This window comes from Sphingomonas sp. CFBP 13714 (assembly GCF_014842205.1).
GTDB lineage: Bacteria > Pseudomonadota > Alphaproteobacteria > Sphingomonadales > Sphingomonadaceae > Sphingomonas > Sphingomonas aerolata.
On record NZ_JACYVG010000011.1, the window covers coordinates 28,735 to 52,300 of the forward strand.

Annotated in this window: 28 protein-coding genes and 2 pseudogenes; 20 read left to right on the forward strand and 10 right to left on the reverse strand. The window is 60.1% G+C overall.

Annotated features, from left to right (window positions below; genetic code table 11):
• Positions 1–503: 503 nt before the first annotated feature.
• The 5 genes from repC (at position 504) to IFT54_RS18595 (ending at position 6,055) form a co-directional block, all read left to right on the forward strand.
• Entirely contained in the window at positions 504–1,838 is a 1,335-nt protein-coding gene (repC, locus tag IFT54_RS18580) for a plasmid replication protein RepC (RefSeq protein WP_192071723.1), read from the forward strand.
• A 265-nt stretch (positions 1,839–2,103) separates the two neighbouring features.
• Positions 2,104–3,006 (forward strand): replication initiator protein A, encoded by a 903-nt coding sequence (locus IFT54_RS18585; protein ID WP_031393304.1) that lies wholly within the window; start codon positions 2,104–2,106, stop codon positions 3,004–3,006.
• Between the two features lie 177 nt (positions 3,007–3,183).
• Entirely contained in the window at positions 3,184–3,966 is a 783-nt protein-coding gene (locus IFT54_RS20625) for a hypothetical protein (RefSeq protein ID WP_244649249.1), read from the forward strand.
• The gene (locus IFT54_RS21045; protein ID WP_446740687.1) at positions 3,956–4,759 is read left to right on the forward strand and encodes a strawberry notch-like NTP hydrolase domain-containing protein; all 804 of its coding nucleotides are present in this window, start codon (positions 3,956–3,958) and stop codon (positions 4,757–4,759) included. Before IFT54_RS20625 ends, IFT54_RS21045 begins: the two co-directional genes overlap by 11 nt.
• An 885-nt stretch (positions 4,760–5,644) precedes the next feature.
• Positions 5,645–6,055: a single-stranded DNA-binding protein gene (locus IFT54_RS18595; protein WP_192071724.1), complete on the forward strand. Its 411-nt coding sequence runs from the start codon at positions 5,645–5,647 to the stop codon at positions 6,053–6,055.
• Between the two features lie 94 nt (positions 6,056–6,149).
• Here the strand turns inward: IFT54_RS18595 and IFT54_RS20635 are convergent, their stop codons facing one another.
• The gene (locus IFT54_RS20635) at positions 6,150–6,566 is read right to left on the reverse strand and encodes a response regulator (RefSeq protein WP_342354870.1); all 417 of its coding nucleotides are present in this window, start codon (positions 6,564–6,566) and stop codon (positions 6,150–6,152) included.
• Positions 6,567–7,116: 550 nt separating this feature from the next.
• Here IFT54_RS20635 and IFT54_RS18605 point away from each other — a divergent pair.
• Positions 7,117–7,281: a hypothetical protein gene (locus IFT54_RS18605; RefSeq protein WP_192071726.1), complete on the forward strand. Its 165-nt coding sequence runs from the start codon at positions 7,117–7,119 to the stop codon at positions 7,279–7,281.
• Between the two features lie 193 nt (positions 7,282–7,474).
• Here IFT54_RS18605 and IFT54_RS18610 read toward each other — a convergent pair whose 3' ends face one another.
• Positions 7,475–7,801 carry a hypothetical protein gene (locus IFT54_RS18610; RefSeq protein WP_192071727.1) on the reverse strand — a complete coding sequence of 109 codons (327 nt, stop codon included), beginning with the start codon at positions 7,799–7,801 and terminating at the stop codon, positions 7,475–7,477.
• Positions 7,802–8,162: 361 nt separating this feature from the next.
• On the opposite strand from IFT54_RS18610, the pseudogene IFT54_RS20960 reads away from it, so the two are divergent.
• Positions 8,163–8,354: pseudogene (locus tag IFT54_RS20960) on the forward strand (DUF3768 domain-containing protein); the annotation flags it as partial.
• A gap of 86 nt (positions 8,355–8,440) precedes the next feature.
• A complete protein-coding gene (locus IFT54_RS18620) occupies positions 8,441–8,932 on the forward strand; it encodes a helix-turn-helix domain-containing protein (RefSeq protein WP_244649251.1) in 492 nt (163 codons plus the stop codon).
• Between the two features lie 526 nt (positions 8,933–9,458).
• Here IFT54_RS18620 and IFT54_RS18625 read toward each other — a convergent pair.
• Positions 9,459–10,208, reverse strand: coding sequence for a hypothetical protein (locus tag IFT54_RS18625; protein WP_192071729.1), 750 nt, complete (start codon positions 10,206–10,208; stop codon positions 9,459–9,461).
• 160 nt (positions 10,209–10,368) lie between these two features.
• On the opposite strand from IFT54_RS18625, the gene IFT54_RS18630 reads away from it, so the two are divergent.
• From IFT54_RS18630 to IFT54_RS18640, 3 genes are all read left to right on the forward strand, one after another.
• On the forward strand, positions 10,369–11,214 hold the full coding sequence (locus IFT54_RS18630; RefSeq protein ID WP_192071730.1) for a DUF932 domain-containing protein: 846 nt from the start codon (positions 10,369–10,371) through the stop codon (positions 11,212–11,214).
• 436 nt (positions 11,215–11,650) lie between these two features.
• Positions 11,651–12,220, forward strand: a complete 570-nt coding sequence (locus tag IFT54_RS18635; protein ID WP_192071731.1) for a recombinase family protein — start codon at positions 11,651–11,653, stop codon at positions 12,218–12,220.
• Positions 12,217–12,564 carry a hypothetical protein gene (locus IFT54_RS18640; RefSeq protein WP_192071732.1) on the forward strand — a complete coding sequence of 116 codons (348 nt, stop codon included), beginning with the start codon at positions 12,217–12,219 and terminating at the stop codon, positions 12,562–12,564. Before IFT54_RS18635 ends, IFT54_RS18640 begins: the two co-directional genes overlap by 4 nt.
• On the opposite strand, the gene IFT54_RS18645 is transcribed toward IFT54_RS18640, so the two are convergent.
• Positions 12,561–12,755, reverse strand: a complete 195-nt coding sequence (locus tag IFT54_RS18645; protein WP_010218566.1) for a hypothetical protein — start codon at positions 12,753–12,755, stop codon at positions 12,561–12,563. The two genes, IFT54_RS18640 and IFT54_RS18645, sit on opposite strands and share 4 nt — an antisense overlap.
• A 124-nt stretch (positions 12,756–12,879) precedes the next feature.
• On the opposite strand from IFT54_RS18645, the gene IFT54_RS18650 reads away from it, so the two are divergent.
• The 7 genes from IFT54_RS18650 (at position 12,880) to IFT54_RS18680 (ending at position 18,619) form a co-directional block, all read left to right on the forward strand.
• The gene (locus tag IFT54_RS18650; protein WP_138995683.1) at positions 12,880–13,095 is read left to right on the forward strand and encodes a hypothetical protein; all 216 of its coding nucleotides are present in this window, start codon (positions 12,880–12,882) and stop codon (positions 13,093–13,095) included.
• A gap of 29 nt (positions 13,096–13,124) precedes the next feature.
• Positions 13,125–13,895 (forward strand): ParA family protein, encoded by a 771-nt coding sequence (locus tag IFT54_RS18655; RefSeq protein WP_192071733.1) that lies wholly within the window; start codon positions 13,125–13,127, stop codon positions 13,893–13,895.
• A gap of 74 nt (positions 13,896–13,969) precedes the next feature.
• Complete coding sequence (locus IFT54_RS18660; protein WP_192071734.1) at positions 13,970–15,013, forward strand: ParB/RepB/Spo0J family partition protein; 1,044 nt, start codon at positions 13,970–13,972, stop codon at positions 15,011–15,013.
• A 352-nt stretch (positions 15,014–15,365) separates the two neighbouring features.
• Positions 15,366–15,665 carry a hypothetical protein gene (locus IFT54_RS18665; RefSeq protein ID WP_192071735.1) on the forward strand — a complete coding sequence of 100 codons (300 nt, stop codon included), beginning with the start codon at positions 15,366–15,368 and terminating at the stop codon, positions 15,663–15,665.
• Between the two features lie 50 nt (positions 15,666–15,715).
• Complete coding sequence (locus tag IFT54_RS18670; protein WP_192071736.1) at positions 15,716–16,522, forward strand: hypothetical protein; 807 nt, start codon at positions 15,716–15,718, stop codon at positions 16,520–16,522.
• A gap of 488 nt (positions 16,523–17,010) precedes the next feature.
• On the forward strand, positions 17,011–17,451 hold the full coding sequence (locus tag IFT54_RS18675) for a mobilization protein (protein ID WP_192071737.1): 441 nt from the start codon (positions 17,011–17,013) through the stop codon (positions 17,449–17,451).
• Positions 17,444–18,619: a relaxase/mobilization nuclease domain-containing protein gene (locus IFT54_RS18680; RefSeq protein ID WP_244649253.1), complete on the forward strand. Its 1,176-nt coding sequence runs from the start codon at positions 17,444–17,446 to the stop codon at positions 18,617–18,619. The genes IFT54_RS18675 and IFT54_RS18680 overlap by 8 nt, the downstream gene beginning before the upstream one ends.
• A gap of 366 nt (positions 18,620–18,985) precedes the next feature.
• Here IFT54_RS18680 and IFT54_RS18685 read toward each other — a convergent pair whose 3' ends face one another.
• Genes IFT54_RS18685 through IFT54_RS18690 form a run of 3 tightly spaced genes read right to left on the reverse strand, consistent with a single transcriptional unit; the run spans position 18,986 to position 20,047 of the window.
• Positions 18,986–19,618 (reverse strand): SOS response-associated peptidase family protein, encoded by a 633-nt coding sequence (locus IFT54_RS18685; protein WP_192071738.1) that lies wholly within the window; start codon positions 19,616–19,618, stop codon positions 18,986–18,988.
• Positions 19,619–19,628: 10 nt separating this feature from the next.
• The gene (locus IFT54_RS20815; RefSeq protein WP_274604175.1) at positions 19,629–19,763 is read right to left on the reverse strand and encodes a hypothetical protein; all 135 of its coding nucleotides are present in this window, start codon (positions 19,761–19,763) and stop codon (positions 19,629–19,631) included.
• Positions 19,764–19,804: 41 nt separating this feature from the next.
• A complete protein-coding gene (locus IFT54_RS18690) occupies positions 19,805–20,047 on the reverse strand; it encodes a hypothetical protein (protein WP_192071739.1) in 243 nt (80 codons plus the stop codon).
• A gap of 87 nt (positions 20,048–20,134) precedes the next feature.
• On the opposite strand from IFT54_RS18690, the pseudogene IFT54_RS18695 reads away from it, so the two are divergent.
• Both IFT54_RS18695 and IFT54_RS18700 read left to right on the forward strand, forming a co-directional pair.
• Positions 20,135–20,600: pseudogene (locus IFT54_RS18695) on the forward strand (LexA family protein).
• An 8-nt stretch (positions 20,601–20,608) separates the two neighbouring features.
• Positions 20,609–21,871 carry a Y-family DNA polymerase gene (locus IFT54_RS18700; RefSeq protein ID WP_192071740.1) on the forward strand — a complete coding sequence of 421 codons (1,263 nt, stop codon included), beginning with the start codon at positions 20,609–20,611 and terminating at the stop codon, positions 21,869–21,871.
• 228 nt (positions 21,872–22,099) lie between these two features.
• On the opposite strand, the gene IFT54_RS18705 is transcribed toward IFT54_RS18700, so the two are convergent.
• The 3 genes from IFT54_RS18705 to IFT54_RS18715 are packed head-to-tail and all read right to left on the reverse strand — an operon-like array spanning position 22,100 to position 23,526.
• Positions 22,100–22,396: a hypothetical protein gene (locus IFT54_RS18705; RefSeq protein ID WP_192071741.1), complete on the reverse strand. Its 297-nt coding sequence runs from the start codon at positions 22,394–22,396 to the stop codon at positions 22,100–22,102.
• Positions 22,393–22,815 carry a KfrB domain-containing protein gene (locus tag IFT54_RS18710; RefSeq protein ID WP_192071742.1) on the reverse strand — a complete coding sequence of 141 codons (423 nt, stop codon included), beginning with the start codon at positions 22,813–22,815 and terminating at the stop codon, positions 22,393–22,395. Before IFT54_RS18710 ends, IFT54_RS18705 begins: the two co-directional genes overlap by 4 nt.
• A gap of 12 nt (positions 22,816–22,827) precedes the next feature.
• On the reverse strand, positions 22,828–23,526 hold the full coding sequence (locus IFT54_RS18715) for a hypothetical protein (protein ID WP_192071743.1): 699 nt from the start codon (positions 23,524–23,526) through the stop codon (positions 22,828–22,830).
• Positions 23,527–23,566: the final 40 nt, after the last annotated feature.

Here is a 23,566-nt window from a genome sequence, read left to right on the forward strand (position 1 = left end):
CCGATGAGGAGGCTGCTCTACGTCTGCGCAACATGTCACGTAAGACTGCCGAAACGCCCGATTCTCACGCCGTTACCGAAAGCACGAGCGAGTGCGCGACGGCGTTACCGATAGCACGTGCCTCTGGGGACAGCGTTATCGATAGCACGAGCGAAGATCGACACGTCGTTACTGATAGCACGTGATTATCACCCATTCCGTTACTGATAGCACGATTCATCGCGCACGACCGACCCGCCAGTGATGCTTAACAATCGATGCTGTGGATCAGCTCGACGCTGACCTCCGCCGTCCACTCGGGCGCGCGTCACAACGATCAAGGGGGACGCTGTGCAGATATGAAAAACCCGGCACGAGGCCGGGCTTTTCGGGACGCCTGCTAGGGCGGATGTGAGAAACCTCACTTTAGCTGGCTTCCTTTCCTATTGCTACCCCAAAGCGTCGATCGTGGCGCCACGGTGTCGCTTTGTCTGCACGGGCTCCCCTCCCAGGGAGAACGAACAATGGCTACTGCCCATAGCCCCGGCCGGGGACTGCGCCGGTTTGACGAGCATGCCGCCAAGGCGACGAAACTTGCCGAGCAATTTTGCGGTCTTGAAACTGGAATGGCACCTTCCAAAGCGCTTGCGGCGCTCAAACGAGCGGCTCCTTACATAGGCGTGCCCCTGCGCGTGGTTTCCGTCATCGATCTCCTGTTTGCCTGGACGAAGCCGCAGGACTGGCAGGGTGGACAAATCCCCGTCGTTTGGCCGTCGAACGACCTGCTCGCGCAAAAGCTGGGCGTAACCGTCCGACAGGTTCAAAAGCTCTTAAATCAGGCACAGGCCTTCGGTCTGGTCAGCTTTCGGGATAGTCCGAACGGTCATCGTGGTGGACGCCGCGGGGCCGACGGCTTCATCACATGGGGCTACGGCATCGTCCTCGCTCCGATCGGCACTAGGCTTCAAGAATTTGCTGCCCGCGCGGCCAAGGGAGCCGCAGAGGACGCGGCACTGACAGTGCTCCGCAAACGCCTTGCCGCTGCCCGCAGGAATATCAGGGCTCTGGCCCAAACGGTATTCGATGCCGATCTTCACGATTTAAAGGCGGGTGACGATCTCGCGTTGGCGTTGATGGCCACCGACCAGATGCGTTGCGTCCGCGATGTCGGCCTTCTGACGGCCTGTGTGGAGCAGATCGAAGAGCGTGCGCGTCGTTTAGCCGGGGCTGTTTCGGCCGAGATCGCTGTCCCCAGTACCGGTAGCGATCAGGATGATAGTTCATGCTGGGATGGACCTAGGGACATCCACACTATAACTACAAGCCAACTCCAATCTGCTAAAGCAGATACCAGTAGCGGCTTGGCGGAAAAAAGTAGTGGAAATGGGGACGCCCTCTCCTCTCAACCTCAAACTGCAGTCGACGACGATCTGGAGAAACACGGTGTCGATCCGGAATTCATGATGTCGATCGCGCCGGAGCTCTGTTCCGGTCTGCTCCACCGCGATGGATCGTGGGGCGAGGTGGTCGCCACCGCGGAGCGTCTTGCGGGACAGTCGGGGATCAGCAGTCACGCGTTCAAGGAAGCCTGTCGCATCATGGGCCAGCGAGGTGCCGCTGCCTCCGTCATCGCCACGATCCAGAAATACCGGCGCGGCGAGGTTCAGCGGCCCGGCGCGTATCTCCGCGGAATGAGCAGCAAGGCTGACAAGGGCGAATTGAACCTTGGGCGGACGCTCCACGGCCTCAAGGACACGAGCCGCACGGTCGCCATGCGGGGGATGTCCGATGGGACCGACGCGACGCCGATCGGGAGCCTGATGTCGCGGCTGGTTTCCCGGGGGGCTGAACTGCGATGACAGGATTTCGTCACCTTCTCAAAGACCTGGAACTCGTACTGCACACCGGGTCTCCGAATGAGGTTCACGGCGTTACCGATAGCACGAGTCTCGACCGGGTTTGCGGTGGCCCGTACCTATCAAAATGTGAAACACACCCCGATTTACCGGCTAAATCGCTCCAAATCCTCGTGCTATCGATAACGCGGTCGCTTATCCGACTGCAGGTTTGCGGCCGATCCGCTATAAGCGGCCTTGCTAAGTGAAGCTGGTGGGAGCCCCGACGATGGATTCGCGAGAAGTCGCTCTCTCCCAGGGCAAGCTGTTCGACTATCTCGACAGCCCGCTGCACGGCAAAGTCCGCGGCGAGCAGAGCATCATGGACTTTCCACTATTCTCGTTAGCGAAGCGGCCTCAGATGGAGGCCATGACCTACGAGATGGACGGCGTCAAAATCGAGATCAAGCCCAGTTCGAGCGGTATCGCGACGATGTGGGATAAAGAAGTCCTGATCTACGTCCTGTCGTTGATGGTGCAGCATATTGGCCGGACCGGGGGTGAAGTACAGAACGTCTTTACCTTCAATGCACACGACTTCTTCCGGGCGACCGGCGTCGGTCGCCCATCGAAGCGTGATTACGATCGCTTCATCGAAGCACTCGGTCGTTTACAGGGCACGCAAATCCGAACAAACATTAAAACTGGCACCGTGGGGACGAAGGGCTTCTTCTCATGGTTCGCGGAGGCGCAGGCGACAACTCGCGAAACAGCGAGCGGCGTCGATCAACTCATGCCGGTCCGCGTCCAGCTCTGTGACTGGCTCGTCCGCGCGGTTTCGCGTGACAGTCGTATCTATGACTACCACAACGACTATTTTCGTCTTGGCTCGATTGAACGACGCCTTTATGAATTGGCGCACTGCTATTGTCGTGATGAAGAATATGAAATGCCTCTGGAGATGCTGGGTGCGAAAATCGGCTCCACGTCGCCGCTACGCACGTTGAAAAGTCAGCTGAAGAAGATTGCGGCCGACAATAAGATGCCGAGCTACTCAATTGAAGTGCGCGAAGTTGTTCCGGAGGTCCCTGCGCGGGATAAACTAGGACGACGGGTCGGGAAGCCAGAAACGGTCGTTGTAATGAGGCCCAAGGATCGGTCGACAGGCGGTCGGGCTACGTTGGCCGCGTGATATCGATCCATATGCCTGACATCCTGCGCGACTAGCCGCGGCCGACGCCGCCCGACCGGCTTTGGAAGATGGCTTCGCGGTCGCGATGCTTTGTCGGGCACAAGGTGTTCAGAGGAGAGGGAGCCTTCGGCTTGTTGATTCGGTGATGATCACCGGACGACTTAACCGAGGCCCTCGATGCGAACCTCAGACGCAGCTCTCAAACTCGATTTCACCGAACCGTCAGTCACCGCTGCCAAGGCCGTCGCCGAAACCATTGCCAAGAATGGATCGCTCCAGCGCGACATGCTGTGTGGGTCATGGAGCAAGCCTATGGCGCTTCGACTGCAGATGGTCGCTGGTCGCTGGTCGCTCCGCGACATGCTCGAACTCGTCGAAGTCAAGTACTTCGCAAAAGCAGGCCTTCCCGCCGATCCTGGCGCTTGTGTCGCTGCACTTACCGAACTGGTCGCCAATCTGCCGACCCACACTGTTCGCAGCGAAGAGCAGATTGAGCTCCAGCAATTCTCGACACCGGCGCCCATCGGGTACCTCGCCGCGCTCGCTGCGCGCATCGCGCCCACGGACCTGGTGCTCGAGCCATCTGCCGGCACTGGTCTCCTCGCTGAGTTCGCCTCCCGCGCCAATGCTCGCCTAGTCCTGAACGAGATCGATCCGGCTCGCGCCGAGATGCTCGCAGCCGACTCCCCCGGGGCTGCCGTCACGCGGCACGACGCCGAGCTGATTCACGACCTGCTGGCGCCGAGCATCCGGCCTTACGGCCGTTCTTATCAATCCGCCTTTATCGCGCAGCATCGGTCGTCACGCCGACCGCCAAACAGCGTTCCGGCATCTTCGCACCGCTTTGATGCGTCTGGGCACGGGAGGCCGCTGCGCCGCCATCTTGCCCGACCGCGTCGAGACGTCGAGTCGCGCGTGAGCGAAGGCGACCGAGGGTTGTACGCTGACGTTGCACCTTGAACTGCCGGCGAATACCTATGCCAAGCATGCCACCAGCCAACCTGTGAAGATCATGGTGCTGGAAAAGGTGACCGGCACGCCTGCCGAGATGATCCGCTGCACGACGCTCGCCGATGCGCCCGCGGCGATCACCGCCAAGACCGCTCCGTCTGTGTCCGCGTCTGTCCCGCGCACGGCCTCGCTGCTCATCCGCCCCCGCGGGCGCAGCTCGCGTTTTGGCGGCTTGGCGAGCAAACCGCGGCTGAGCGCACCACCCGCAAAAGGCGCGCTGTCGCAGACCGCAACGCCGATCGATTACACCGTGTTTGTCAAGCCACTTCCGACGGGGGAGTCTGTCGGTGTGTACCTGCCCTATCGGCCAAGCCGTATCGCGATCGGTTGCGCGTCGGCGCATCCAACCGCGCTGGTAGAATCGATCGCGATGGCTTCGATCACAGCGCCGCGGCCAATCTATGTTCCGACCCTGCCCCAGGCTGTCGTCTACGCGAAGGCGCTCTCCGACGCACAGCTCGAGACGCTGATTTATGCCGGCGACGCGTTTGGGCGTAACCTACTCGGCCTGTTCAAATCCGTCGAGGAAGGTCTCTCAATCGCTTCTCCGAGGATGGCCGTCCGTACCGGACCGGCTTCTTCCTCGGTGACGGCACCGGCGCCGGCAAGGGTCGCCAGGTCGCCGCGATCATCTTGGATCAATGATTGCGCGGTCGCCGCAAGCAACCTCGGCGCTCCTCGCGCGAGCGGCAAGAGGCTTTGCGTCACCGTCGCCGGCTTCGGCCCCCCGCCTGCATGGTGAGGACGCGGATCGCGCTGTCGAGGCCATGATCGGTCGTGCACGCTCCCAAGGCGAACAGCCGAGCGGTGATGACTGGTTCCTAAGGGGCAAGCTCGCGATGGTTGGTGGCGAATAGTGTAACGACCAGCGCGCTATGCCGCTTCGCTCCACCGAGTTCCTAGCCGGTCTTGGCCCGTCCGGGTGACGATCGACTGACGGGGGCTTATCGCGCCCAGATCGCGATTCCGACGCGGAGCGGTTCCGTGGGGCGAGGCCGGAGTCTGCCCCGCGCCGTGTGCTTCTCGTTCAGGCCGCACGCTAACTCACAGCGATGGCCTTTGCGCCGGCTTCGCCGCGGTGTGCCAGGCGGGACGCACTACCGGCAGGCACGTCAGCCGCGCTTGGTTCCTGCAGTCCGGGCGGGATGCTGCGAAGCACGAACCGTCCCATCGTCATCTCGACATGCTCGGCGCGCGCGCGCCGTGTCAGCGAAAGCCGCACCAAGGTCCACGCCGCAACCATCATCCTTCACCACAGACACCGGCGCAGGGCGCGAGCACCAGCGAGGGAGAGTGTCAGAGCCGCCCGGGATAACAGGATTGAGGCAGAGTGGCACTTCCGGACGAGTAACGCGACAAAGACGTACTGCTTCACGGTTCCATGACCGCTGCCCGCCGGGCGGTCCATCCCCTCTCTTTCCTGAACGACCTAATTCGGCCGTCCACCCCCTCCAACCCGCGATCATTCGGGCCGAGTTGCCGTGTGCCACGGCTGCCCGCACCACCCCTTTGATCGGGGTTCCCCTGCGCGTCTACGCGCTTGCGGTGGAGGGGGCGTCCTGGCCGTCTTTTTTGGTGCTCAGTCGAGGGGACGGACCCCCCGGCGAGTAAAAAAAGGAACTTCGAAATGCAGAACCTCGTCATCCTCACCGGCAACGTCGGCGCCACGCCTGAAGTCCGCACCACCCAGGGCGGCACCAAGATCACCAACTTCTCCCTCGCCACCTCGCGTCCCAAGCGTGACCAGGACGGCAAGACCATGAAGGATGGCGAAGTTTGCCGAGTCGAGGACACCGAATGGCACCGGATCACCTGCTTCAGCGGCGTCGGCCAGACCGTCGCGCAGTATGTCGAGAAGGGCCAGAAGGTCATGGTCCGGGGCCGCATCCACTACACCCGCTGGACCGACGACCAGAATATCGAGCGCTACTGTGTCGAGATCATCGCCGACGAAGTGACCTTCCTCTCCTACGGCAAGAACCGCCAGGAACGCCAAGGCGCCGCGCAGGAAAATGAGGCCGATGACGTCCCCTTCTGAGGGAGGCAGTACGGGCCCGGAGCTGACGCTCCGGGTCTCTTATCGCGTTCATTGGCGATCAGGACCGTAAGGTCACAAGTTCAGGAAAACTCAGCTAAACCGCCCGCTTGAGCTGCTCGGGTTGCTTGTTGTCCGGTAGCGTCTGCCTAAGATGTCGGTGAACCATGCGATCGGTGAACGGTTTGCCGATAAACGTAGCCTTGTCGGGCATGACCCCCGGACCCGGACCCGGACCCGGCTTCCGGTTGCCGCTTGCGATCACGATTTCAATCCCGTGCCAATGGTGGGCAACGTGATGGGCTAGCGCAAACCCGTCGGTGTCGCCGGGCATCTCCACGTCGGACAACAGGAGCATCACATTGTCGGCATGATCGCCCAGGAGGGTCTTCGCCTCATCCCCCGTACCCGCCTTGTGAAAGCGAAACCCGGCGGCCACGAGAGCGTCGGACGCGTGCATCAGGATAAGCGGATCATCATCGACTACCAAGGCATAAGCGACGGTAGAGATCACCTTCCGATCTGAAGCCTCGTTATAAAATCTGGTTGCCGTTGTTGGCGTTTCGAAATGAGATGGCGTCTCCCGGCGAAGCCGGGACCGTCGCTCTATTCCGCTTCGCTTCACCGATGCCGTAGCCGGTCTCGGCCCTTTCGGGTGACGATCGACTGACGGACGCACAGCGCGGAAACGTCTTTCCGGAAAGCGGCAACTTCCTTCCATCCTGGCCCGGCCGGGGCTGCACCGCCGCGCAGCGCACTGTCCCCGTCGACATCGGGGCGCAGAGAGGGGCACGGACTGGGCAGGTGTCCACCGCGCCTGCGAGGGGCGCGTTACTGGCAAACCAACGCTGAGCACGACGTTCCCGGCAGGCGGGCTTCCCCCCCGCTTTTGAGGCGCAATCCTTGGGCCGCCTCAGGGCCCTGTACGATCAACCCGCAAGGGGTCCGGGCGCTTTGCTACGGCTTTCTTGCCTGCGGCAACAAAGTGATCGCGGCCCTTCCCCGTCCTGTCGGGCGCCTGTCGAGCGGGGATGAACCCCGTCGGCTTCACAGGAGCCTCGGACATGTTCAACGATATCTGGATCGCCCGCAAAAACGCCATGTGCCTAGCAAGAACCCTCATGGTGGCAACCATCGTCATCGCCGTCGGCACGGGGTACGTCATCATCACCGCCGAAGATCACGACAGCTCGCTCACGATCGTCAACGAATACGACCCTTACGCCTGAGCCTCCCGGGGGCTTCGGCCCCCCTCCCCTCCCCGCTCGTCAACCGTGAAGGCGCCGGAGCGGGCATCGAGCCCGCCCCGGCCCCGCTGCGCAAGCACGGCAGCGCCGCTGGACGACGCGCTTCTGCCCCCTTCTACCCACCGCTTGGGTGCGGGATCCAAATTCAGGCGGTATCTCTTCCGAAGGCGGGCAATCAGCTCCACGCCGTCCGGACAGGCGGCAGTTCCTCGAACACCTTCATCAGCCGCGGGTCGCGCAGGAGCGTCACCCATTCGCGGCCATAGGTTCGCGACACCAGATAGAAGGTAGACCCTTCGCACTCGACCATCCGACAGCGCTCCAGCTTGTCGACCAGCGAATAGTCGGAGCCGCGGCGTGCCACGATGTCTTCCAGCTCGGCCCGCATTAGCGTCCCGCATTTGCAGCACCGGGTCCGGACCAACGCCTTCATCCGGAGCATATCGCCAGCGCTGTCCATCCAGCGGCGCCACAGGGCAACGATGTCGGCAGCCGTTTCCATGATCAAACGATACGCCGCGATCGGCGTGGTCGTCCAGCATCAGCATGGACCTGAAGTCTTCCCGTGTCGACGATCCGCGCGGCATTTCGGGCTCGTACGTCCTGGCCGGGGCGCTCCCCCGCGCAAGCCCGCCAGCGGGCTTCTCCACTCCGTTTCGACCCTATGGGTGCGCGAGCGACCTGTGCCCCGGCCGTCCTGTCGCCTGTCGAAAGGCCCCGATCGTCGGGGTCAATGGCAGGAGACCATCATGGCCGAGCAAACGCCCCAATCAAACCACGCCAAGGGTGGCGCAGCGGAGATCGCCCGCCTCAACGACTGGCTGCGCGAGCATCTCACCGTCCCGGGCAACAACCGTATCGTGATGACCAGCGGGATCGCAGATCTGATCGGCGACGTCACTCTTTTCCGAAACTTCCGCAAGCGGGCGGAACTGCTCCGAGAGGTTCGCGACTTCGATGGCTTTGACGACGCCATCGACCCGTATGGCGAGCACGACCTGGGCCGGTTCCGGTTTGAAGGCACCGACTGCTACTGGAAGATCGACTATTACAATCACGACCTGAGCGCGGGTTCAGAGGATCCGGCCGATCCCTTCAAAACGACGCGCGTCCTGTCCCAGCCCTATCGAGGGGATGGACGATGGAAGCATTATCGATTGGCGAGATTGCGCGGAGCGCGATCGGCGGATGGAACTCCGCGCGTAAGCCTAAGCCGTCAGGTGCAGCGCATAGGACCGGCGCGCCGGTGCTGCGTAACAGCATCGAAGAAGGCACGTTCGAGGATATGTTTTTCGCGGTTCCCGCGAAGGGCGAAACCGACAAGACGTTGAAGGCAGCAAAGGAGCTTTGCGCGCGTCGTTCGGCAATCTGGGCGACGATCGGCCGCGAGGCGCGCAAGGCGTCGCGGATCGAGCGCGCTATCCTATCGCTCAACGGGAACGTGATCCTGATATTTGAGCGGATTCTAGAGCTGGCGCGGCTTAACGCAGGGCGGGTTTATCCGACCTATGAATGGTTGATGGAAAAGACGGGCATTAGCCGGGCAACGGTCGCGCGTGCATTGGGGATTTTGGAGGCAGTCGGCTTCATTGCCCGCAGCGCCGTTTCAAGCGGGTTGAGGTCGAGGGCATAGGGCCGCGGTACAAGCAAACGTCGAATGCCTATCGCACGATGCTGCCGGCGCGCGTCCTGGCCTATCTCCCGCGCTGGATGCGACCGGCGCCGGTCCCGATCGATCACGAGCAGCACCACGCCGACAGCGCGGCCGAGACGAAGGCTATGCTAGCCACCCTCTCCTGCCGCGACTTCGCGAAAGCCACAGTAGGCGGGCAGTTGGGGAAGATGCTGGAGAAATTTGGCGCGGCGATCGATCGGAGAGACAGCGAGTCTCAATTACAGACGCAACCGCTAATAGATTCATTTAATCATAGCTCGGATGGAGTTGGCCTAGTCGGCCAACACGTTTTCGCCTGATGGCGGGAGGCGAGGAAGCCACTGGAAAGGATCTAGAACGGTTTCCTTGTGGATAGTGCGGGAGTGTCGGCTGCGCCGCCACGATGCTCCACGATGGAGCAAGCGGCTTTGTCAGCTTCCATTTGAGCGCGTTCGTCCCGTTGAAACGGTGCAAAGGGTCACGAACACGACGAGAGCGGCACCGACTATAGCAGGAACAGCGCCCGAGCAGCGCCGAACCCAGCGAGCGCCGCAATTCCATAGCCTAGCAGATTGAGGCGATAGCCAATCGTTCGCCAGCGGTCGCGGCGTTCGTTGAGCTGATCGCGCAGGACGGCGATCATCCGGCGATCGTCGTCGGCTTCTAGCATCCGATCAATCATCGCGGTTAAACCGGCCGTCAGGTCGACGCGGCGCACGTCTGCCAACAGCTCTTCCGGATATTGTTTGAGAGCGTCGACCGTCATCGGCTTAGACGGGAAATGGCGACCCCAGCCATCGGCCGGGCGATCCCAGGCGAAACCGAACCGACCATAGAACCGCGTCAGGCGGTCGAACTGCGCCGCAGTATCTGGACGAACTAGGGTTATGGGATCGACGGCCACGCCGGGGAAGGTGCGTTGCGCCCATGCGGTAACGACGTTGAACACGAGCGTTCCTATCCCCTGCGCTCGCAAACGGGGATGGATCACCTCGACAAAACCGTCTGTCAGCTTGACCCCGGAACCGGAGAAACGGCCGAGGCTAGTCATCACCAAGCGATGCCATCCTAGCCTCGTCACATCGACCACCCGCACTTTCAATTCGCGGTTTCTCCCGCCTTCCTCTTCTAGCGTGCCGATGGCGATCAGGCAGCCCGAGGGCTGCGTTCCTACCTCGAATAAGGACCAGCTATAGGGTTCGTCATGCTCCCCCAGCGTTGGAAACATGGCAGCGAGTTCGGGCGTGAGCAGCATCTAAAAGCCTCCTAACCTCCCCAAAACAATACGATATCGAAAAATATTAAGCAATATGCAAAATCCCTATTGCATAGCAAATGATATCGCTTAATATCGTGAGTGGAAGGACGGCCTTCCCGCCGATTTGCAGCGGCGATCACCAACCGGAGACAGACCCATGAACGCCACCCTCGCAACCCGCTTCGCTCGCAACGCCCGCCAGATTCGCGGTTTGGAAGCACTCGACAACGACACGCTCCGCGCCCTCGTCCCCTCGATCTTCGCGGAAGAAGCGCACGACAGCCGTTCGCAGCGTTACGTTTATGTCCCGACGATCGAGCTGGTCGACGGCCTTCGCAAAGAGGGTTGGGCACCGTTTTTCGCGGCACAGTCGAAGCCCCGCGACCTGGGCCGCATGGCGCATACGAAGCACATGCTTCGCCTCCGTCGTCCCGACGATATCGGCAACGCCGAGGCCGCAGAGGTCATCATCGTCAACAGCCATGACGGCACGAGCGCTTATCAGATGTTCGCCGGGATGCTGCGTTTCGTCTGCACCAACGGCATGATTTGCGGCGATCAGTTTCAGGAGGTCCGCGTTCCCCACAAGGGCAACATTCAGGATCAGATCATCGAAGGCGCGTACACCATCGCCAAGGACTTCCCGCGCATCATCGACGCCACGGCCGAAATGAAGGGAACGCGCCTTAGCGAGGCCGAGCAGCGCGTTTTCGGTGAGGCGGCATTGATCGCCCGCTACGGCGACGACGAAAGCCCCATCCGTCCCGACCAGATCATTCAGCCGCGCCGTTCGGCCGATGTGGGCGGCAGTGTCTGGAGCACGTTTAACGTCATTCAGGAGAACGTCATTCGTGGCGGCGTGCACGGGATGAAGCGCACCGACGAGGGCCGCATTCGCCGCAGCAAGTCGCGCGCGATCAACGGCATTGACCAGAATGTCAGCCTCAATCGGGCCATGTGGACACTGGCCGAGGGGATGCAGCGCCTAAAGGCCGCAGCCTAACAAAGGTGGGGGGACGGCATTGCAGCGCCGCCCCCCCGGTTTTGCCGACAATCGGAGACAGACCCCAAGCCGACGCGCGCCCCCTAACAGGGTCGCGTCGTGCCGTCACGGAGACAGACCCATGACGACCGTTGCACAAACCCGCTGGCGTCACCTGGCCCCAGCCCGCGCCGCTCTTTCCTTCGTCAACTGGCTGGACGCCAACACGTATCCGCCTTGCCGCGTATGCGTCGCGCACGAGCTGCGCCGCGCCGCTGGCATCCGAAACCGGAGGTTTGCACGATGACCGTTCCCGCATGGCGCGGCGCGATTATCGGGAAGGCCGATAATCGCGCGCATCGCTTCGCGATGCAGAAATCAACAATTTTGCATCATTTCAAAAACGGCTGTTTTCCGCGGCCTTCCGCTATGCACATTTCTGATACAAAAGAGGGCCATGATTTTGGGCTATGCGCGCGTCTCGACAGGGGGACAGGATTTGACCCAGCAAGCGGAGGCGCTTCGCGCCGCTGGTTGTCAGAAGATTATTCGCGAGACGCGCAGCGCCGGCGCCAACGCCGACCGGCCGAAATTACGGCAAGCGTTGAAGTCGCTGGAACCGGGCGACGTGCTGGTGGTGACGGCAATCGACAGGCTTGCACGCGACACGCGCGACCTTTTGAATATCTTGCACGAGGTCAAACTATCGGAAGCGGCTTTCCGATCGATCGCGGAGCCGTTGGTAGATACGTCGTCGGAGCTGGCCGAGGTAGTGATTGCCGTTCTCGGGATCGCAGCCAAATGGGAGCGAGGCCGGATCATCGCACGGACAACGGCGGGACGGGTTCAGGCGAAGGCGGCAGGGATCAAGTTCGGTCGCAAGCCGACACTCACACCCCACCAAATACGCGAGGCATCTGCACGCGTCGCAAGCGGCGAGACACAACGCAACGTCGCGCGATCCTTCAACGTGAGCCAAGCCACAATTTCGCGGATCGTGATGCGGACCGAGGAACAGCAAATATGAGCCGGTACGATTTTGAGGGGAACGGCGCGCGCCTCGCGATCGGATGGGACGCGCCGCTTGCGTCGTTCTTTCTGACCGTCTGGACGGACGCCCTGCAGGACGGTTCGGAAGACGAGCCGCCTTTGATTTGGTTAGGTGCGTCCTATGCCGAGGTCAGTCATCCCGGCGTATTGGTGACGATCGCGAAGCGTCACGTTCCGGAGATCCCGGCCGACCTGGCGCGAACGCTTATGGTCGACCAACTCAAGGCCCCTGCCCGGCCGCTTGCGGCTGGCAACTCGACAATGGACCGCCTCTTAAACACGTTGACCGGCCAACCGCCGATCAACCCGACAGCGCACTAGTCCTTATGTTCGGTATAGCCCTCTTGCTTCGCCAGCGCGTCAACAGCGCGCTCGATCGCCGTCACAAGCGACCAGCCCTTTTCTTCGCGGATACGCTGCAACAGTTCGTGCTTATCGGCCGCGAGACGGGCGTAAACCGACCCCATCGCGCCACGAGAAGGCCGACCGCGCGGCTTTGCTTGATCGTCCATAATGCTCCTACACCGATCGCGTTTGACGATGGCAGGAGCGATCATAGGCGATTTAACGATATCGTGCTAGGGTGGCGTCATCGGATGACGTAAGCACCCCCGGCCGAGTAACGGAGGAACGATAATGCAAGAATTATGGGACGGCATTCGCGGTATTAGCGAAGCGATCGGCTACCTATTCATTGCAGGATTGATCCTTTGGGGACTGTTCGTGCGCGGATCGACGCCCTTCGGGCGCAATCGCGGAGCAGGACGCGGAGGGGAAGGCCCCTACCGTTACGATCAATCGGCCCAAGAACTTTATGACCGCAATCTCCGGAAGGGTCCGGACAACCATTGATCCCGGCATAGCCGGTGGAGGCTTGAGCCATGCAGACGATCGTAATCAACAACCAGAAGGGCGGCGTCGGGAAGACGTTGTTTTCCGTTCACCTTGCTTGGTTTCTGGCCGAGCTAAAGGCGAGTGTTCTGTTCATCGACCTAGACGGCCAAGCCAACTCCAGCACCGTTCTACAGGCTGAACGAAAGGGCGGCTATGCAGCCGACCTATTCGAGACGGGTAAGCTAGATCCTTTAACCGCTGAACCCGGCATCACCGTTCTAGCCAGCGACGGACGCCTAGACACCATCGAGGCGGCGGGTGCGGATGCGATGATTCCGCAGTTTGCGACGATCGCGGGCGCGTTTGACTTTTGTGTCGTCGACACCCCGCCCGCCTGGGGCTGGCGCAACTTCTCTGCAATGGCTGTGTGCGATCATGTAATTGCGCCCATCGAATTGAAGGACTTCGCCATAAGTGGCGTCGGCAAGCTATTACAGTCGATGAAGAATGTTCAGGACAAGGGTAGAAACGGGAAGCCCGTCAACTTCCTTGGTTTGCTCGCTTCGCGGTTCAACAGCCATTCTAACCGAGAGCGTGACAACCTCCAGACGCTTATAAACGCGCTTGGCTCTGATATGTTGTTTCCGGGTGTAATTACTAACCGAGACGGATACGAACAGGCCATGTCGGACGCCGTTCCAGTTTGGACAATCAAAACTTCCGGCGCGAAAGTAGCGGGCGCAGAAATCCGGAAGATACTTACGACGGTTTACGACCGGGTTGCACCTAAGCAACCCGAAACGACGGAGGCTAAGTAATGTCCAAATTTGGAAGCCTACTTGGCGACGTTGCATTTACGCTTAATTCTAACGCGAGCGCGGTTGCTATTCAGATGATCCCGCTCGATCGGATCACGAGCGACCCAAACAATCCCCGCAAGATTTTCGATCAGACGCAGCTTGAGGAAATGGCGCAGTCGATCAAGGAGCGCGGGATACTCCAGCCGATCACCGTTCGCCCGCTGGAAGGCGGAACGTCGTTTATGGTCCGCTATGGCGATCGGCGCTTTCGCGCCGCTCGAATAGCGGGGCTGACTGAAATCCGCGCGATCGTGACGACGGCCGATGTTTCCGAAGATGATTTGTTCGATCAGGTCATAGAGAACGACCAGCGCGCGCCGCTGACGACCGCCGAAATGGGCGAGGCGATCGGAGCCGCGTTGGCGCGGGGCGATAAGGCAGCGGACATAGCGAAGAAGCTAGGACGGCCGAAATCGGTAATCGCGGAATATTCCGCGTTGCAGGAAATGCCGCCGTTCCTTCGCGCCCTGGCCGACACGACCGCAATCCGAACGCTCTACGAGCTTTATCAAGGTTGGAAGGCAGACCCGGCAAAGGTCGAGGCGTTCGTTGCCGACAGTGACGGAACAGGCATTCGACGAGCTGCCGCGCGTGAGCTTGTACGCGGAGCAGACGCGGTAAATAAGCGCCCGGCACCAGCTCCAGCAGCTACCCCAAACGCCGATGAGCCACCCCTACCGCTGGAACCAGACGACAAAAGTTCGTCCGGACGAACTTCTGCCGACGATGAAAAAGGTTCGTCCGGACGAACTTCCGAGCCAGCTCCAAACGGATCGACAGCGACAGACCCACCGGCCGCGACGGGAAAAGACGCGGAAAACCTACCAGCTCCAGTAACGAAGCCCGTTGCGAAGAATGCGACACCAGCAACGCCAAAGGGTGAGGGAAAGCCCGCGCAATCCACGCCTGAAAAATCCCGTGCGGCTGACAGCAGCAAGCCAAGCCTTCCTGTCATGGTGTATGGGCGAGCAGCGAGGCTTATCATGCCGCCAGTTGTTCGCGTCGTGTTTGACGATGACGGAGCGGAAGAGTCCGTTGATCCAAACGACGTTAGCCTTTTGGCTTTCGGTTCATAAAGGGAGGGGGATGGCGTCTGCCGCTTCGCGGCACCGTTCATTCAGTCGCTACGCTCCCCAAGCCCCCAAGCGGGGTCTTGGCCCTTACGGGTTCCAATCACTGACGAAGAGGCGACGCGGAAGAGCGCCGCAGAAAGTGCCGGCGAAAGCCGGCGCGTAGTTTGTAGAAAGGGGGGAAAGGACGCACGCGCCCTCTCCCCCGCAACGACAATCTAGGGGACCGAGGCTCAGTCGCTAAAGCTCCCTGCGCCCGCACCACTCCCCTAGATTCTCGCTGCCCCCCTCTCCCCGTTAGATTCCACGATGAAGGAGTTTGCGGGGTGTTCCCGCCAGCCAATGAAGGGATCGCAAAATGCGCTGGATCATCATCACCGACAAAATCGACGACGGTAACGCAGTCAACTTCGGCCAGTTCGACGACGAAACGCGGCGCTACCAGAACGAGAGCAAGGTTGCCGACGCACTGGCAACGATGCCGACCGAGTTCGAGCTTTTGGACGATGACGGCGAGGTCTATTTTGAGGGTCGCACCCGTTGCATCAACCACGGCGCGGACCTCGCTTTCGCCCCGCTCGATTGGGCCGAAGCCTACGGCTGCACCGAATTACGATATCGGCCCGTCCGTTCGGACGAACCTTGGAAAACCCTCTGATCCATTGCGGGCCGGGCAACGCCCCGGCCCCTCTTTTCGAGGATGCCGATATGACCACCACCAAGACCCGCGACGAGCTAGGCGAACAGATCATCACCGCAGGACTTGCGGAGAACGATTTCATTCTGGACCTTAATGGCGGTTTGACCGTGCCGAGCGGCTTCCCCCTGCCCTCCCCTTGGAATCTCCCTTCCCGCCTGTTCCGGTTCCCGATCGAGGTATGCAAGGCGCGAGGCGATCGGCCCCGCACGATCGGCCTTCGTCACCCTGATCTAGCCGGGCATCCCTTCGTGCAGCACGTCGAGGCCGCGCTAGGGTTCAAGCTGGACCCGAACGGCGCACCCAACGAAAACGGCTACAGCACTTCCGAAAGTTTCGGTTGGTTTCACGCGGTCGACCTCGTGACGGCGGGCCAGTGGCGCGCGTTGCTCGATACGTCCGCCTTCACCACCACCCGCAGCATCTTCAACGCGGTGGATTTTGGTTTGCGATATTCAGACTATAGCGAGGGGGGGAAGCGCCACGGCCACCTTTCCACGTTGGATGCCCGGCAGATCATGGACGAGCTTGGAGCCACCGAACCGACCAATCGCGCCTCTATCATTAGAGAACTCGGGAAACCGTCAGCTTGCAATTCAGAGGGCAAGAAAGGCGGCGAGCGTTGGCCGATCAACGGGAAAGCCAGCAGCCTTGAGGATCAGGCGTGGGCGATGATTTTCGGAATCGAAGACGGATGGTTTGAGTATGACCGCGCCGGATTCCTGCAATGGTCCGTGAAGGGACGCGACAGGTACAGCGCCGGGAATGCCGTCACCTACGTTGAGGCAAAGACAGGACAGGCAGCGTTCGCGTTTTAGGATGGGTAAGTGACGGCGCGGAAACAGGGGGGAAAAACCGCGCCGTCATAATCTGAACGAGGCGCGGAGGGTTACGATCCGATCGGCCGAAATTATGGAGGGGTGACGACGCGAAGACCGGAGGGAGAACGCGCCGTCAGAAGGATAACAGAGGGTAGGGGATTACGATCCGGGCGGCGCGAAAATGCCCCCGTGACGATCGGCGCAAGAGCTGGATCGTCACGGGGGCATTTTCGCGCGAGCCGGGCTTTGCCCGGCGTTCGACCGAGAGAGGACAGGGGGAGGGGCAAACAAGCGGTCAGAAGCGATCATTAGCGAAAGTTCGTCCGGACGAACGATTTTAACTCTTGTGGTATGATGGCAGGATAGGCTTACAGCCGGTTTTGTAATACATTCCGCCGATGGCTACATTCATTGTTAGATTGGCTGACGACGTTGCCGCCCGGTTTGATAAGCTCGCCGCGAGTTATGGCGGACGGTCGAAGGCGTTGCGCCTCGTCATCGGGGACGCGTGCGATCAGGCAAAACCGCTTCCCGAGGTTCAGCCGTCGAGTGGTCGATACCGCGTTGAGATTAAGTTGAACAAGGGTGACGCGAAGCGGCTGGAGGCGATGGCCGACGAGCGCGGGTTGACGCGAACAGACTGGATTGTCGCACTGATCCAGACCCGGCTAAACGGTGCGCCGGTCCCGGTAGTCGACCAGCGGCAGACGCTAACAGACATTCGCATTCAGCTTCGCGGGATCGCGAAAAACGTCAATCAAGTCGTGAAGGCGTTCCACGCTGCGAACATGGAGGATAGCCGTTTGGAGGTAAGCCGCGAGGTTGCGCGCTTGGCCGCGATGGCGGAATCAGTAAGCGAACAAGTCGAGGCGATCGGTGACGCGATGCGCGGCGACCTATCCTATTGGAGAGCCGGGGATGAGTGACGGCCCGAAGATCGAGTTTCTAGACACCACCTGGCGCGCACCAGCAGGAGGCAAAACAACAGGCTCGAAAGGCCGGTTGAACATACCGGCTGGCAAAAGCTCCAGAGGGGGAGGGGGCGGGAGCGTTGCGGCGACAAAGGCAAAGCTCCAGCGGATCACGAACCGCGTCCCGGAGGTCATGGTCAAGGTTTCCGGCCGTCAACGTGGTGGCGGGCATACCGCCGCGCACTTGGAGTATATCGGCCGACACGGAAAACTTGAGGTCGAAACGAGCGACGGCGAAAAGCTGGAGAGCGTGAAGGACCTTCGCGAGTTAGCGCAGGATTGGGCCGAGGATGAAGCGGCGACCACCAAGCGCCGCGAACCGCTTACGTCAATTTCGATGGTTCTATCCATGCCGCCCGGCACCGATCCGGACACGGTGTATCAAGCAGCGCGGGCGTTCGCTCGCACCGAGCTGGAGCGCTTTCCTTACGCAATGGCGCTACACACAGACGCGGATCATCCGCACGTTCATTTAACGGTCGCGGCCCGAGGGGAAGGCGGGGAGAGGTTCAATCCGAGAAAGGACGATCTAGCCGGATGGCGCGAGAGCTTCGCACGCGAGTTACGAGCGCGCGGTATCGAAGCCGAGGCAACACCCCGCCGAGCGCGGGGCGTTATTCAGAAGATGGAGCGGACGCCTATCCGTAAGATACGCGATCGGGCGGAAGCCGGAACGGCCGAGCTGCCCCGCGTATTGCAATCGAGCCGAGCCGAGGCGGCAGCTATGGCACAGGAGAAGCCAGCCAAGGCGCGACCTTGGGAGGTGAGCGCGATCGTTCGGCAATCCGAGGTGCGAGCGTCTTACGAGAAGGCCGCTAGCGAACTGGACGCCAGCGCCGACCCCGCCGATCGAAAGCTGGCCGAGCAGACGCGGGCGTTCGTCGCATCGATGCCTGATCCAATGACACGGGATCGCGACCAAGCCCGGCAGATGGCAGAGGCGACAAGGAATGTCCGCCATAGCGAACGGGATCGGGAGGGTAAGCCAGTGACGCGAGCCGAGCCGGTTCCTCCAACAAGGTCAGAACGGCAACGGCCGACACAACAGCCGCAGCCAGAGCGGACGCCCGACAAGCAGCGCGAGATACCGAAGACGCCAATGCGGCCCGATCGCACCCGATAGATCGGCGGAAAGTTCGTCCGGACGAACTTTCTCGGTCACGACGAACAGACGGCTTTCCCGGTATCGACCTCATGCCTACGATCGCACCAGCAAAAACGCTCAAGGGATCTACAATGCCGAAAGCCAACGTAAGCTATAAGACCCCCGCCCTTGCGGTCCTGATGGCGCTGACGTTGGCGGCATGTAATCGCGACCCTGCGAAAGCCACGGTGCAAACGAAGCAGCCCGATACCGTTGTGACCAGCCGTTCTAACGGGAAGGCTGTCCCTAACCCCCGCAGGGGAAGCTATAAGAAATCAGACCCGAACGCTCCGGCTGGCTACCGATCGCCGGACTGAAAGTTCGTCCGGACGAACTTTCTGCCAGCTATCGCTCTTTACGGCGTGTTGGAAAGACAGGGCCACGCACCGTCATTTTATCGGGATCAAAAGGCTTCTGGAGCCGAACAACGTCGTCGTATGAGCCGCGCAACCACGTCTCGATATCGTCGGGATCGAGTATCGTAATCATGGCTTTGGGGTGGATCGGGCTAACCAGCGAATTGGGATCGCACGTCACCATCGTAAAGCCGTTGCCCTCCGCTGTGGTCTGCCAGAATCCCGCAACAGCGAACACAGGCTGACTTGGCACCGAGAACCACATTTCGCCTTTGAGGGGCGGTTTGCCGTCCTCCAGATCGTGCTTCTCCGGGGTGAACTCGCAGAACTCCGTGAGAGGCACGAGGCAGCGATTTTCCGGCTTCTCGGCCAGTTTGCGCCATTGTGGGAGCGCGAGGTTCCGCACGTTCGTCATGGGCCAAGGGGCTTTGCCGCCCGTAACGTCCCACGTCATCACGTCCCAGGCGCGTTCGCCGCCCTGTTCGCGGATGATGTAATTGCAGCTTTTTGGTCGCAGCTCGCGCGGATTAAACCGATTGTCGCGGGGGCGTTCGATAAAGAGCTTCGACGCCGATCCCCATAGGGTTTCCGGTTCGCCGTCCATGCGGGCGCGGTTGCACATTATGCGATCCCTAGTCGTCTATTGCGTGGTCACGGATCGCTTGAGCGATCTTACGCAGCAGCTCCAGAACGCGATCGTCGGTTTCGCCTTCCGCGAACGCTTCAACGATTTGGGCGGATTGTTCAAAGGCGTCGGGCTTATCCATTGCAGAATGATGCGGCATCGATAGCCGGGCGGCAACGTCTGTCATTCCCAGCCGTTTTTTTCGGTATCTAGAAACACGGCCTCGATGGTTTGGCAGCTCGCGTCGAACGTGGCGATGATGCGCAACCTATCGCGGTCCAACTTGGCTAGCGCTTTGTCCCGAACTTCACGGGCGCGGACTATTTCAGAATAGCGCGCTTGTTCGGCACGCTGGCGAGCTGGCGACCAGTGGGACCAGTAAAGCGACATTTGTTCAGGGAGCGGGGGCGGCTTGCGGTAGACCATCCCCGCTATTCTATCCGAAAGCACGAAGACGACGCCGCAAAAATGCGATCGGTCGCGCAGCTTTACCCGTTCCCTTTCTGTTCTTTGATGCGTTATGAGGGGCCGAAGGGAGACGCCAAAATGCTGCCGCTGATGCAGCCAATTCCGATCGCAGATATTCCGCTAGGCATATTTCCGCGCATTCTCGCAGCCGCTGGAGCTGGATTCCCCTCGCCCGCGCAGGACTGGGCCTGCGAGTCCGTCAATCTGGTGGACCTGTTACGATTGGATCGAGCCGCGAGCTTTGTTTTCCGGATCGAGGGAAGCAGCATGAGGGACGCCGGAATCCACGATAACGACGTGGTTGTGGTCGACCGAGACGCGCCCGTCAGACGGTCACATTGTAATCGCGGTTGTAGATGGCGGGTTCGTATGTCGCCAACTGGTGTTCCGCGAAGGTGTGCCGCACTTGGAGGCGCGCAACGTATCGACGAGCTACCCCGTGACGATCGCAGATGAGGCGGTCGACGTGTGGGGCGTCGTGCGATCGGGCGTCCGCGACTACCGGCGTTAGATCGAGCTATGTCCTACGCAATCTGTGACGTGGCAAACTTCTATGTATCGAGCGAGCGGCTTTTTGATCCTCGCTTGCGTGGCGTGCCGGTAATCGTACTATCCAACAACGACGGATGCGCCATCGCTAGAAGCGAGGAAGCAAAAGCCCTGCATATAAAGATGGGCGATCCTATGTTTAAGATTCGCGACGTTGTAAAACGTCACGGAATACAGGTTCGTTCGTCTAATTACGAATTGTACGCCGATCTAAATAGGCGTTTCAATGCCGTGATTGCAGAACTTTCTGATACCGTTGAAGTCTATTCAATAGAGGAGAGCATTTTTCGTCTTCCTGTTCTTCCTGGCGGCGTTGGAGATGTAGCAACCGCTTACCGCGTCATTGATGCTATATCACGAAGCGTTGGTTTGCCTACCCGCATAGGCTTAGGACCAACACGAACGCTATCAAAGGTTGCCAATGCTCTTGCAAAAGCGACTGAAAAGATTTGGGGCGGCGTCGTCGACCTTCACGACGAGGAATTGCGTCGCCGGCTGTTCGCGCAATGGCCGGTCGGAGAGGTTTGGGGGATAGGTAAGGCTCTGGAGGCCCGCCTGAAGCCGCTAGGGGTGCGAACTACGGCTGACCTTGCTGCATTGCCCCCAGCGGTCGCGAGAGACGCCGGGACAGTCGTTCTGGAGCGCCTTGTGCGTGAGTTGAACGGTATCGAGTGCGCCGAGTTCACAGTTGAACCGGAGGCTATGAAGGGAGCAGCCGTCACGCGGCAGTTTGGCGCACCTGTCAGCACCTTAGACGACCTATGCGAGGCGATGGCACGTCGCGCAGCTCGCGCGGCTGAGAAGATACGCGCGCAGGGGCTGGTGGCGTCTCGCATGATAGTCTTTGCGCACGGCAGCAAATACCGGCCGAATCCGCCGAGCGCATCGCGATCGGCGCGCTTGTCCCCAGCGAGCCATGACCCGCGCGTAATTGTCGCGATGGCAACGAGGCTTACCGAGGCGATGTTTCAGGAGGGCGGGGTATATACGAAATGCGGCGTGCTTCTGGAGGATCTAAACCCGGCCGGAGCGGCACAGACCGACTTGTTCGCTATTCCCGACCCGCGCGCTCCTGGCCTGTTAGCCGCGATGGACGGACTAAACGCACGGTTCGGGCGAGATACGATCACCGTTGCGGCGCAGGGGCGCGGGCCAAAGGCTTTCGACACGAAGCGCAGCCAGAAATCTAATTCGTGGACGACAAACATCGCGGAAATCCCGGTTGCGCGATGAGTACCGCGCGTTTTGAAACGACGATGGATTACGCGCGTCACCGTGCAGATATGCGGATCGTGTGCCATTGCGGGCGGACGATCAATGTCCCGTTCGCCAACGTGTTGAAGCTCTTTGGCGGTTTGCCGCAGACAATGCCGCAGGCGATTGCGCGGCTAAAGTGCAAGCGGTGTTTTAAGCGGGGGCAAGTAACTGTTTCGCCTGTTCCAACCGTACGGCGATAAGTCGTTACCAATCAGAAACATAGTAAAGTCCGGCCGCTGCTCCAGCGAATAGGAGTGCACTGGAAAGACGCCCATAAGCCTTAAAAGATAGCGCTAGAGACTTGTTATCTTCTTTGTGCGTGAGGTAACGCTTATCAAGCCATTCTCCGATCGAGGGGAGAAGGATGCCCAGCAATGCACAGATGGCTAGGGTAAACTTAAATATACCTTCCCAACCTTTAGCGTCGCGGCTGGAAATCCAAGCCGTAAAGCGAATGACGAGATCGAGCACCGGCACCACGTTATTGATAACCGTCATCATCTTTGACGATCGGGCGTTGCGCGTGCCGCTACCGTGGGGCCGGGAATACCTCGATGGGGGGTAGGATCAGGGGAACGGTTCAACATGACGCCCCGGCCGTTGTCGTATCCGATCCGCGCACCCTCCCCGACGTGCGGCGTTTCCTTAAAGCGGTCGCGATCGTGGCGCACCACCTGGCTATCGTTGCCGAGCTGGTAAATGTTGGCTTTGTCGACGTGCAGCACCGCACCACGATACTCGCCCTTGGTCTTGGGATCGGCGTCCCGAGCTGTATCGAGGCGATGAATACCACGAGGGTTCATGCCCTGCGGTTCTGAATCCATAACGGTCCACTGGCCGCCAAGGTGCCTTTCGTGGAGGCGGCTACCGTTCATAATGACGAGGCGTTCGGCACGTTCGGGCGGTCGATCAGAACTCATGATCGGAGCCTTTCATTCTAATTCTGTGAAGAAAGAAAATCTTAAATCTCGAAGCTTGGGCTGCGAGGGTAAGACGACTCTTTTTCTCGCAAGCTTCTTTATCTTCTTCGGAAAATGTCGACGAAGAAAGATCGCAGAGAAGCCAAATACGAATGTGTTAAAAAGGCTTGTCACATCGCGCGTGTGGTCCATCAAAGCCATTAGCGAAGCGGCATCCTCAGACGACGATTTTTCAATCTTTGCGACGACCTCTAGATGCACCATCTCCGTCGAAAAGTAGAGAGTGTTACCCATCGTTTTGCACAGGTATTCACCCATTATCGCATCATCTTTACACTCGTCAAACGCTGCGGCCGTCATCTTAAAATCGGCATGGAAACCTATCTTATCGCGAACCATCGCGAGTAAAGCGCGCGACGGTTTTGGCTGGCCCTCTGCCTGCTTCGGAGAAAAATAATTCTCTAAGTCGGTCAATGCTGACTTTGCGTTCGGTTTTAGCTCTTTATCATAAATAGCCGATATCTTCGGATAATGCTCTTTGTGAGTTTTCCAGCCCTCATACAAACGACCGGCAAGCATTCTTAGGTTGAGCATCGCCATTGCATGAGCGCCATGCTGGACGACCTTGATATCACTTTCTTCTCTAATCGAGGTTTGCATTTGCTTGTTTAGCATCTGCACATCGTTTGCGAGGCTAGGGTCAGGACTCATTGGTCATAGCCAGAAGATGACGGTGGCCGCGAGCGCGACG